This is a genomic window from Maribacter sp. (assembly GCA_020629415.1).
Lineage (GTDB): Bacteria > Bacteroidota > Bacteroidia > Flavobacteriales > Flavobacteriaceae > Maribacter > Maribacter huludaoensis.
Genome location: JAHDDL010000030.1, coordinates 1 through 11,384, shown reverse-complemented (window position 1 = coordinate 11,384; position 11,384 = coordinate 1). Strand labels below are relative to the sequence as shown.

Below are 11,384 nucleotides of genomic sequence, written 5' to 3'. Positions count from 1 at the left end.
AATCTATTTCATCCTTTACTTAATTATAAAAAATCCTGAACACAAAACCCTCAACTATATCATTCTATTAATCCATGATTTTTACACTTTATCGAGTTTTACAAAACAAGATAAGTGTGCGGTTTATCCATACTTTTAACACTTCACAGATATAAATTTTAACCTGTTACATTTTATAGAATAAATGGTCTTTATACCGAAACTTTCCAATAAAGGCATTAAGATTGAACATCTTTACCGGTAAGAACTCCTAAATCATTGAACATGGAAAAAATTACTTTAGTTAAAGAAATTTACATAGAAGCCTTTAGAAACTGGAAAAGTTTTATTCTGGAACATTATTTTAAAATATTTTCTTGGTTGTGTTTTATATTGATTGCTTACGCCTCATATGCCTTGATCTTTAGGGTATCTACCGGCTTTTCTTTTAGCAATTTGTAATTGGTATTAAAACAAAATTTATATTTTAAAACAATCGGTATTTATATAAAAAAGGCTCAGGAAATTCCTGAGCCTTTTTCGTTTTATAGAAGTAACTAAAATTAGTTCTTATTACTAACATTGAACTTAACAGATTTCATTATCGCTTCCAGTTCAAACATGTAATCCCTTTTCTTGGTTGCAGGGGCAAAAACAAAACCTTCAACAATAAGTTTACGGTTGTTCTCTTTATCATTTATAATGTAGGTCAAAAACGGACCTGCCATAGGATAAGCGGACATTTCCCAAATTCCCCTTACCTCTGCTGCTTTTTTACCTGAAACCTCAGCAGGGAAGACATATGGAGAAAAAGCTTTTTCTGTTATCATATGATTTTTTTTGCCAGGTATATCTTCACCACCAATATAAAGGACGCCAATAGAATCGCGCATTTTAATAATATCCTGTACAAAAGTAGAATCGTTCTTAAAGCTGTCCCAAGGCATGGTATAAGCAATAATGTTCATATTGCCTTTCTGAATTTGACGATCGATCCAGACGAAATTATCTTCTTCTCTACCTACTCTATATATAGAAGGTATTTTCATTGAAATATTGAACTTATCTTCTAGGGCTTTCTCTTTATTCAACGACTTTTCAAAACGTTTTTGCGCTTTACCTATCTCCAATGCCTTAAAATCTGCAATAAACTCTTTTGCGGTCTTGTTGATGTTCTCTATAAGCTCTTCCTTATTATGCCCTTTGATGACACCTACTTTTTGTGGTTTGGCATACATATTAGATTTCATGTGTGCTATGTTCAAAGTATCTTCCATTACATAGAGCACAGAACTTGTATTACGTATTGCTCCGCTAAAAATCTGTTGCGGAATTTGAGTGACACTAAAGAGCGCTTCATCCCAGGTTAGGCCTTGGGCCGCAGCGGTATAATTTTCGCGAATGGCATCACCCACACTACTATTCCAAAGGTCATTGTCAATAACTACCGTTAAAGTATTCATTGCGCCAACAGATTCTGGTAAGTAATCTGCCTTGCCTTCTTCTTTACAGGCAATAGACAATCCTAAAATTGCCATAAAACATAGTAAAATTCTTTTTTTCATAGGTGTATTAATTTAAGATGAACAGTCGCACAATTTAAGTTTTGTGCCCAGCTTTAAATTATTACCACTAATACCGTTCCACTTTCGTAAATTTTCAATAGTTACACCAGGATATTTTCTAGAAATCGTCCATAGAGAGTCCCCACTTCTTACCTCATGGGTTTTAGTATTACTAGTTACCGCAGTTCTAGAAGGGGTTTCTTTAGGTTTTACAGATGAACTGGCATTTTTTCTTGGGTATATGGTTAAACGTTGTCCTATACGTAAATTATTACTTCGTAAACCGTTCCACTGCTTTAATTGGCTTACACGTACCCCGTAGCGTTCGGCAATTTTACCCAGAAAGTCTCCGTCCCTGACTTTATACCTAATACTATTGGCTTCTGCCTGCTTTTCTATTTTAGCAATTAAACCTTCTTTCTCTTTTAATTCTTTTTCTACATGCGCGTATATAGCTTTTTCATTAGCTACAAATTTTCCCATTTTATGGACTGGTAATCTTAATGCATGAGGTTTTCCTTCTACAAAAGGAATAACATCTAATTTGTAATGGGGATTAAGCACTTTTAGCTCTTCTTTATCAATAGCCGCCAATTCAGAAATTTGATCAAATGTAATAAGGCTTTTAACATGAATGGTATCTGTCTCAAAATATGCGCGATCTGCCCTCTTTGATTTTAAACCGTGCTCTTCTGCATATTCAAAGATGTACATGGTTGCCTGAAAAGCCGGAACATACCCAGCGGTTTCCCTAGGTAAGTTTCTTCTAATATTCCAATAATTACGTTGCCCTCCACTTCTGCGGATAGCTTTATTTACATTACCAGGTCCAGAATTATAGGCTGCCAATGCCAAATCCCAATCATCATATATTCTGTGTAATCTATTTAAATAGTTGGCAGCTGCCGCAGTAGATTTAATAGGATCGCTTCGCTCATCTACATAACTATTGATATTCAATTTCATTTCTTTTCCGGTACCGTACATAAACTGCCATAGCCCTGTTGCACCCACCCTAGATCGTGCTTTAGGGTTTAATGCAGATTCCACAATAGATAAATACTTCATTTCTAATGGAATATTCTTATTGTCAAACTCTTGTTCAAATAAAGGAAAGTAAAACTGACTAATGGTAAGCATACGCTCCATTAAACCTCTTTTTCTTGTCAAAAACGATTTAATAACACTTTCTAACGACTTATTGTACTCAACGTTAAAAGGGGTTTTTGCGTTCAATCTTGCCAAACGCATTTTTAAGGTATCTGTAGGTAAATCTAAAACAAAGGTTGAAGCCGTATCCGGCTCTACCATAATTTCATTGTACATTTCGTTGTACAAAGGAGCAGCGTCTACAAGTTCTTTCATCCAAAGACTGTCGAACTTGGCAGCTAACTCATTATCCTGAAGGTTATAGGAAGAAGATTCCGTTGGTTTAAATAGCGTTAAATTCTCTGTTTTCGAATTTTGTACAATATTCAACTGACCTAACGGAGTGCTATTGTTCAATGAATCATTTACAACTATAGGATTGCTTGTCAAAGAGTCTGTTATAGTTGTGACAACATCTTCTTGTTGTGCAGACCCTAAAAAAGGTACTAAGGTTAATCCTAGTAAATAATAACAGTTATAGGCTACTTTCTTCATAATGGGGTGAAAATATGTTAACGGAACAAACGAAAATCGTACATTTTTCAATGAGAATAAAATAATTTCTCTTAAAATGCACAAATTTTCGTTATATGCCGTTTATCGATAACCCCTTTACTAGTCTAATATAGCAGCGATCCCTGGTAATTTTTTACCTTCCAAACTTTCCAACATTGCACCTCCGCCTGTAGATACATAACTAACTTTGTTTTCAAAGCCAAATTGTTTTACTGCGGCAACAGAATCTCCACCGCCAACTAATGAAAATGCACCTTCTTTTGTGGCTTCGGCGATATAATCACCAACTGCTATGGTACCCGCTGCAAACTTCTCCATTTCAAAAACACCTATTGGTCCGTTCCAAAGAATAGTCTTAGAAGCTAGTATCACTTTTTTGAAGTTTTGTAAGGTATCAGGTCCGGCATCCAGTCCTTGCCAACCGTCTGGTATTTTATCTACATCTACCACTTGGGTATTTGCGTTTGCATCAAAAGCATCTGCTGCAACAACATCTACAGGTATATGTACGTTTACATTTTTCTGTTTGGCCTGTTCAAGAATTTCCATAGCAAGTTCCATTTTATCGTCCTCACAAATAGAATCTCCTATTTTACCGCCCTGAGCTTTGATAAAGGTGTATGTCATACCACCACCAATGACAAGATCATCAATTTTATCAAGGATGTTTTCAATAATAGTAATTTTAGAAGAAACCTTTGCTCCACCAAGAATAGCCAATACAGGTTTTTCACCAGTGGCCATAACTTTATCGATCGCTTCTATTTCTTTCGCCAATAAATAACCAAAACATTTAGCGTCTGGAAAAAACTTAGCTATTACCGTTGTTGATGCATGAGCCCGATGAGCTGTACCAAAAGCATCGTTAACATATATATCCCCTAATTTAGAAAGTTGCTCTGCGAAAGCATCGTCTCCTTTTTCTTCTTCGCCATGAAATCTAAGGTTCTCCAATAAAAGTACCTCTCCACTTTTTAATTCAGCTACTGCTTTTTCAGCTTCTGCACCAACACAATCCGAAACAAATTTTACCGCTACACCAATAATATCAGAAACGGCATCAACAATATGTTTTAAAGATAAATCTGCGTTACGCTCGCCTTTTGGTCTTCCCAAATGACTCATTAACACAGCGCTACCGCCATCTTCCAATACTTTTATAATTGTTGGCTTAGCTGCCTGGATTCTAGTGTTATCCGTTACCTCAAATTGGTCATTTAATGGAACATTGAAGTCCACTCTAATTAACGCCTTTTTATCTTCAAAATTAAAGTCATTCAATACTTTCATGTGATATTACCTTTTGTTAGTTAACAAATGTAAAGATTAAATGGCTTGTGATAAAGTGCTAAATAGGATAATTTACACCCAATACCATTAAATTTGTTGTGCTTTAAACAACTATATTTGAATCTATGTTATTCAATGAAATTTTAGGACTTTCACATATTAAAAAGCACTTGTCTTCTAGTGCGGATGCGGGCAGAATACCACATGCCCAGTTATTTGTTGGTCCAGAGGGCTGTGGTGTTTTACCAATGGCATTGGCTTATGCACAGTATATTATCTGTCAGAACACGAACGGTGAAAACAGTGGCGGTAACGAATCTTGTAATCTAAAATTCAAGTCGTTTGCCCATCCAGACATTCATTTCGCTTTTCCGGTTTCTAATTCGGATAAGGTAAAATCGCACGCCGTTAGTAACCATTATATGAAAGAATGGCGCGAGTTTATTACAGAACAGCCCTACGGAAATCTGTTCGACTGGTATCGCCATATTGAAATTGAAAAGAAACAAGGTCAAATTGGTGTTGATGAAGCGCAGGATATCGTAAAAAAATTATCCTTGAAATCTTACGAAGGCGGTTATAAGGTGATGCTGATTTGGATGGCCGAAAAGATGAACACGGCTGCTTCTAACAAGCTACTGAAACTGATCGAAGAGCCGCCCAATAAAACCATCTTTTTGTTATTGTGTGAGGATGAAGAGCAAATTATACAAACTATAAAATCTAGATGCCAAATAGTTCATTTTCCTCCACTTGCGGAAGACGCCATAGCCACGGCCTTAAGTGAGAAAGGGGCCAATAAGGCAGAAGCAATGCTATTGGCTCACGAAGCCAACGGCAATTACAACAAAGCGCTAGACCTTTTGAACAAAGATTCTGAGGATCTGGTGTTTGAAAATTGGTTTGTACAATGGGTACGTACCGCTTTTAAGGCAAAAGGCAACAAAGCAGCCATTCATGAATTGTTATTGTGGAGTGAAGAGGTTGCAAAAACCGGTAGAGAGACACAGAAGAATTTTCTAAGCTATTGCATTACCGTCATGAGGCAAGCATTAATGATCAATTATGGAGCTGAGGAACTTGCATATCTAAAAATACATGCCGAAGGTTTTCAATTGAAAAAATTTGCGCCATTTGTTCATGAAAATAATATTTTGGACATTACCAAGGAGCTTGAAGATGCTATTTACCATGTGGAAAGAAATGGAAATTCAAAAATTATATTTACGGACCTCTCCATTAAACTGACTAGACTACTACATAGAAAAAAGTCTGAACTTAAATAAACCACAATGAATATAGTATTGAACAATGCCGCCGAAATTTTATTGCTCCTATTTTTAATCATCACTTTTCTACAAAGTGGCTTTGATAAAATAACCGATTGGAACGGTAATATCTCATGGTTGAAAGAACATTTTTCTAAAACACCTTTTAAAAATATAGTGCCTTTGTTGGTAGGTATAATTTTGGTCACAGAGGTTGTTGCAGGTATTCTATGCTTGATCGGAACATATTGTATAATAAGTTCGGGAGATACCGGTTTTGCCTTGTATGGAGCTATCCTATCAAGTATAACCCTACTTATGCTTTTGTTTGGTCAACGAGTTGCAAAGGACTATGAAGGTGCCAAAACGATAGCTGTTTATTTTATACCCACAATTCTCCTTGTATTTCTGCTACAAGCTTAGATAGAGAAAATATAAAAACAAAAAACCCTCCTTTAAAAGGAGGGTTTTGGAGGCATCGAGCGGATTCGAACCGCTGTACAAGCTTTTGCAGAGCTGTGCCTAGCCACTCGGCCACGATGCCATTTTTTAGCGAGAGCAAAAATAAACATTATTCCCAATTTAAGCCGCATTAACGGCCAAGAAATTATATTTATTTAAGTCTCTTAGATTATTGAACCAGTTGTCCTCTTTGTAAATCCAAGGATACCGTTACCTTTTCCACATCTCCGTTTATAGGCGGATTGATTTTTGAAACTGATACCATAGCGGAATCTACGGTTGGGAGTTCTATGAAAATTCTGTCGATTATTCTTTTGGCTACATGTTCTAACAATTTAGAAGGCGTTGCCATCTCTTGCTTTACAATTCTATTGATGTGAACATAATCTACCGTATCTTTTAATTCGTCTGAGACCGAAGCCTTTAGTAAATTCGTGTTGACCGAAACGTTCACCAAATAATCACTGCCAATATTGGTTTCTTGAGGCAAACACCCGTGGTGGGCATATGCTTTTATATTCTCTAATTGTACTTTACCCATTTTTTGTATTCTGGATATCAAATTTAATCAATCTCACTTGAAGGATTAATACGTACAACGACAATTACTGATACCTTGGAATAAATCTACTCCTAAGGTGATAACATGCGTACCAGAACTATACCCAAGAAGTTCATTAAGGATTACCTGATAAGAATATCCAAAGTAAAAATTACTTTTCTTTAGACCTGCTATAGGTGCTATGTAAAGCGGATTACCAATTTGATCGTTCAAGAAACGATAGTTGACACCTGCATAGAAATAATCTTCAAAATCGTAAAATCTAAATTTTAAGTTTAAATCTGTAACAGAACGCCCATCACTCTCAAATAATTGGAACAGTACAGACGGCTCTATCTCCATCTTGCTGGTTCTTTTCTTCATATATCTATACCCTGTATACACGTAATAGTTTCTTAATCTATTAGGCTCGTACAAAGCGTTGAAGTTACTTAAATCCTTATCTAAGATATTGGAAGCATTAATACTGAAATAAAATTTATCATATCTATAAAGTGCACCAATATCAAAATTATGGTTTGTAGTAGCTTTATCCCCTACATAGGCAGGATCAGCTATTAATTCAGGATTTGTATTGTCAATTCTAAACTGATTAAAGTTATAGGAGATACCGAACGATAAAAACTCATCGTCATAACGATCAAGGGTAAGGTGATGTGCAAATGAGAAACGAGCTCCCTGTTGCTTAGTTTCACCATTACTATCATTATACAATAACATACCAATACCGGATTTTTCACCAATACGCATATCGGCTGCTAAAGACTGTGTATCGGGTGCATCTTTAATGCCAACCCATTGGGTAAGTCCGTTAAGTCTTATTTTAACGTGGTCGCCGATACCTGCATAGGTAGGTGACATTACAAAGGGATTATCGGCAAGGTATTGCGATAATTGAGGTATCGTAAGCTCTTGCCCCCTTAGGGAGAGTACGCTTATAAATAATACCAATGTCAAAAGACTGTTCCGCATCATCATTTTAGGTTAAGTTTTATCGGTAAAGGGTAAAGTGTCCAACAAATTCTCTTTCATCTCTATCGCCGTTCAGTTTCACTACATACCAGTAGTCTCCTGTTGGCAATTCATTGTCTTGATAAGTTCCGTCCCAACCTTCAGAATCAACTGCTTGTTCGGAAACCACTCTACCATAACGATCAAATATTTTTATTAGTATTTCAGGGTATTGTTCAATGTTTCTAGGAATCCATAAATCGTTCTGCCCATCTCCGTCCGGAGTAAAGAAATTAGGTACTTCAATGTCAATAAACTCCATAAATATGTTTGCAACGGTAGAACATCCGTTCTCATCAACAACACGTACCTCATAAGTATCTGTTCTGGTAACATAGAATATATTATTGTCACCATTGTCATAACCGTCAAAGTAATATGTATAGCCTTCACGACCACCTTCTACAATTGCAGTTATTTCGTTCATGTTATTTTGCTCTAGAGCAAGTGTCAACGGCTCAAAATCTTCTATTACGAAATCTACGGTTTGTAAACATCCATTGGAATGTGCTATGGTAATATAATGATTACCAGGTGCAGTATTTCTAAAGTCAGCATTCAACTGTAAATCAGCTGGATCAACAGAATCTATTGCATAAAGCACATCACCGATAATACTATCATCTTCAAGAGTTATATTCACATAATTATCTGGAGTATCACCTGTACATTCATAAACAGGCACTACTGTAGCATTAAGGTTTACTCCTGTTTCAATATCGACCACAACGTTGGTATCACAACCATTGGCATCTTTGATGACAATAATATAATTACCAGCTGCCATGTCATAGAATTCTGTTCTGTTCAGTACAAAATCTTCATCGCTACTTGAGTTCAACGCGGTACTATAAGGTGCCGTACCTCCAGTAATTTCAAGAATTATGGAACCATCTTGACTATCAACACAAATCTCCGGTGTTGTCTCTACCGTTACTTCTAAGCTTGACGGCTCTGAAATAGTATACGTTAAGTATTCAAAACATCCATTTTGATCTTGTGCAATGATTGTATACTCACCAGGAGTCAATTCGGTAAATGTACCCTCAGCGTAAAACTGATTCAGGTTCGGCGAAATTGCATACTGATAACCACCGGCACCACCAGATAAGGTAACTGTAATTTCACCATTGTTCTCCCCTTCACAAGTAATGTCAACAACATTATCTGTATAAGAAAGTGGAGTAGGCTCATCAATAATAACTTGCGCCGGTGCTGTTTCACAATCATCACTAACTACAGTCACGTAATACGTACCTGCACCTAAATCTCTAAATACACCTTGTGGCTGAGGACCTGCAATTCTAGAAGCTATACTTAAAGAACTATCGGTAAACAATTCATATTGATAGTTTCCTAATCCGCCATCGGCAGTTGCATAAATAATTGCCGTGCTTTCACCTGTACAGTTAAGTACAGCAGCAGAGGCGTCAACCGTTAGCTCTAAAGCAGGAATCTCGGTTTCTGTAATTGCATTAGAGATTGCAGACTCACAACCATTAATAGCATCGCGTACATAGAACTGGTATCTACCTGCGCCATACTCACCTGTTTCCGGTAATCCAATTGGGTTACTGGTCATTGGTAAGAAGTTAATATTATCTACACTGTATTCATACGTACCACTACCACCTGTTGCAGAAAGCTCGAACGCTACCCCAGACTCACACGTTAATGCATCTGTTCTAATTAAACTTGCCTGTACTTCGGTTGGTTCTCTAACCTCAACTACATTTGTTGTAGTATCACAATTCCATCCGTCAACTACGGTAATACTATAGAAGCCTGCACCTAAATCTCTAAAATTAGGATTCGTTTGTGCTCCCGTTGTATTTGTAATTGTAGAACCGGTTGCATCATAATAGTTCAACTGGTATTCATAACTACCGCTACCGCCACCTGTTACATTTGCAGTAACAACAGCACCTGTATCTCCATAACAAGCTAAGTCTGTTACAAGCGGAGTTGCATTTGCCACAATTGGTGTAGCTGGTGTTAGTGTTTCAGTATAGTTAACTACACACCCGGCATCATCGGTAATACTTACTGTGAAACCACCTGCTGCTAAATCTGTAAAAATTCCTTCGTTAACATCATTCATTGTATAGACATCACCAGTAGTAGTGTTAGTCAATACAATATCATAAAGTCTATAACCACCTTCAACGGCAACTCTAATTACACCTTGGTCATCTGTACATGTAGCCTCTGCTAAAGTTGTAACCGTTCCGCTTAAGGGAGTATCCGGTGAAATTATAGTTACCAGATTAGTGTCTTCTGAACATAAAGGAATATCTGTTTCTGTAATGGTAACATAATAGCTACCGCCAGATAATCCTGTTATAGTTCTTGGGTTAACACTTGTGTCTGATGCTGTCGCAGGAATAACAGATGTACCTGCGGCATTAAATACCTCGTAAGTATAGTTACCTGTATAACCATCAATATCAATTTCTAAGCTACCGTTTGCATCACCAAAGCACGTCACCTCTGATACCGGTGTTGCTGTTGCCGTAATAAAATCGAACGGAGCAACCGTATAACTAGCCGTGTTTACATAACAACCCGTGTCTAAATCCGTAACTCTGAATACATAACTACCAACAGCATTTAAGTCATATGTTGCAGAAGTAGCCGTAGTACTTATCAATGTACCTCTTGTATTACCAATTGGTAACAACTCATAACCATAGTTATGTGCCAAACCATTATCGGCAACAGTGATTGTTATTGTTTCATCAACAGTACAGTTAATAGCCACATCTTGTGCAATGGAAGCTGTGAACGTGTTTATAGGTTGAATGGTAACCGTATCGAACGTAATACATCCTTTAGCATCTTTTACATATACATCTATAGTTTGTGCACTTCCTGTATCTGATACATTAAATGTATTTTGTGATTGGAAGATGATGTTATCTATACTGTATAAGTATGGTGCGGTACCTGTACCTGCGCCTGCTGTTGCCGTTATCGTTGCGGTATTAACACTATTATCTGCTGAACAGTTAAATTCTGTCGCCACTGTACTAACTGTTAATTCTAGTGGTTCTGTGATCGTTTCATTTTTAATGTCTTCACAACCTCTACTTGAAATAACTCTTACTTGATATTCACCTTCTGGTAAACCATTGAATAACGGATTTGTCTGTGTTGCAATTGGAGTAACCAAATCTGCAATATCATATAATTCATATTGATACTCAGGATTAGAATTTGTAGCCGGATCAATGTTTGCTCTAATACTACCATCTGTACCACCAAAACAACTTACGTTTACAATTGTCGCATCTAACAACACAGGGTCTACCGGTGCATCTAATGTCTGAGTTACCGTTCTTTCACAAACAGGGTTTGTAGTATCTAAATCTCTTACTAAGAAACTATATGTACCCTCAGCAACTAAACCTGTAAATGTTGGGTCATTCAACTGAGTTACAGCAGCACCGATTGGAGGTGTCATTATAAACTCAAGGTTTGTAGAACCACCAGTTACATTAACTGTGATTTCACCACCTGGTATTGATGAACAATCAATTGACTTATCTACTGTTGTAGAAACATCCATTTGCTCATAAAGCA

9 protein-coding genes and 1 tRNA gene are annotated in these 11,384 nt (G+C 36.9%); 3 read left to right on the top strand and 7 right to left on the bottom strand.

Going from position 1 to position 11,384, the window contains the following annotated elements; translation table 11 throughout:
• The first annotated feature begins 264 nt into the window (after window positions 1-264).
• Window positions 265-441: a DUF6747 family protein gene (locus QZ657_RS17225; protein ID WP_338089438.1), complete on the top strand. Its 177-nt coding sequence runs from the start codon at window positions 265-267 to the stop codon at window positions 439-441.
• Between the two features lie 101 nt (window positions 442-542).
• On the opposite strand, the gene QZ657_RS12535 is transcribed toward QZ657_RS17225, so the two are convergent.
• The 3 genes from QZ657_RS12535 to QZ657_RS12525 all read right to left on the bottom strand — a co-directional run bounded on the left by QZ657_RS12535 (window position 543) and on the right by QZ657_RS12525 (window position 4,499).
• The gene (locus QZ657_RS12535) at window positions 543-1,544 is read right to left on the bottom strand and encodes a DUF4837 family protein (RefSeq protein WP_291967262.1); all 1,002 of its coding nucleotides are present in this window, start codon (window positions 1,542-1,544) and stop codon (window positions 543-545) included.
• Between the two features lie 12 nt (window positions 1,545-1,556).
• Entirely contained in the window at window positions 1,557-3,188 is a 1,632-nt protein-coding gene (locus QZ657_RS12530) for a LysM peptidoglycan-binding domain-containing protein (protein WP_276470560.1), read from the bottom strand.
• A 120-nt stretch (window positions 3,189-3,308) separates the two neighbouring features.
• Window positions 3,309-4,499, bottom strand: a complete 1,191-nt coding sequence (locus QZ657_RS12525) for a phosphoglycerate kinase (protein ID WP_291967260.1) — start codon at window positions 4,497-4,499, stop codon at window positions 3,309-3,311.
• 125 nt (window positions 4,500-4,624) lie between these two features.
• On the opposite strand from QZ657_RS12525, the gene QZ657_RS12520 reads away from it, so the two are divergent.
• Window positions 4,625-5,785 carry an ATP-binding protein gene (locus QZ657_RS12520; protein ID WP_291963464.1) on the top strand — a complete coding sequence of 387 codons (1,161 nt, stop codon included), beginning with the start codon at window positions 4,625-4,627 and terminating at the stop codon, window positions 5,783-5,785.
• A gap of 6 nt (window positions 5,786-5,791) precedes the next feature.
• On the top strand, window positions 5,792-6,190 hold the full coding sequence (locus tag QZ657_RS12515) for a DoxX family membrane protein (RefSeq protein WP_291967258.1): 399 nt from the start codon (window positions 5,792-5,794) through the stop codon (window positions 6,188-6,190).
• Window positions 6,191-6,237: 47 nt separating this feature from the next.
• On the opposite strand, the gene QZ657_RS12510 is transcribed toward QZ657_RS12515, so the two are convergent.
• From QZ657_RS12510 to QZ657_RS12495, 4 genes are all read right to left on the bottom strand, one after another.
• Window positions 6,238-6,311, bottom strand: a tRNA-Cys gene (locus QZ657_RS12510).
• An 87-nt stretch (window positions 6,312-6,398) separates the two neighbouring features.
• Complete coding sequence (gene folB / locus QZ657_RS12505) at window positions 6,399-6,770, bottom strand: dihydroneopterin aldolase (RefSeq protein ID WP_276470564.1); 372 nt, start codon at window positions 6,768-6,770, stop codon at window positions 6,399-6,401.
• A gap of 45 nt (window positions 6,771-6,815) precedes the next feature.
• Window positions 6,816-7,763: a type IX secretion system membrane protein PorP/SprF gene (locus QZ657_RS12500; protein ID WP_276471247.1), complete on the bottom strand. Its 948-nt coding sequence runs from the start codon at window positions 7,761-7,763 to the stop codon at window positions 6,816-6,818.
• 19 nt (window positions 7,764-7,782) lie between these two features.
• Window positions 7,783-11,384: T9SS type B sorting domain-containing protein (locus tag QZ657_RS12495; RefSeq protein ID WP_291967255.1), on the bottom strand; the 3,602-nt coding region annotated here is incomplete at its 5' end.

Coding starts and splice junctions, on each gene's coding strand:
- QZ657_RS17225 (WP_338089438.1), top strand. CDS start 265: ATGGAAAAAATTACTTTAGTTAAAGAAATTTACATAGAAGCCTTTAGA.
- QZ657_RS12535 (WP_291967262.1), bottom strand. CDS start 1,544: ATGAAAAAAAGAATTTTACTATGTTTTATGGCAATTTTAGGATTGTCT.
- QZ657_RS12530 (WP_276470560.1), bottom strand. CDS start 3,188: ATGAAGAAAGTAGCCTATAACTGTTATTATTTACTAGGATTAACCTTA.
- QZ657_RS12525 (WP_291967260.1), bottom strand. CDS start 4,499: ATGAAAGTATTGAATGACTTTAATTTTGAAGATAAAAAGGCGTTAATT.
- QZ657_RS12520 (WP_291963464.1), top strand. CDS start 4,625: ATGTTATTCAATGAAATTTTAGGACTTTCACATATTAAAAAGCACTTG.
- QZ657_RS12515 (WP_291967258.1), top strand. CDS start 5,792: ATGAATATAGTATTGAACAATGCCGCCGAAATTTTATTGCTCCTATTT.
- folB (WP_276470564.1), bottom strand. CDS start 6,770: ATGGGTAAAGTACAATTAGAGAATATAAAAGCATATGCCCACCACGGG.
- QZ657_RS12500 (WP_276471247.1), bottom strand. CDS start 7,763: ATGCGGAACAGTCTTTTGACATTGGTATTATTTATAAGCGTACTCTCC.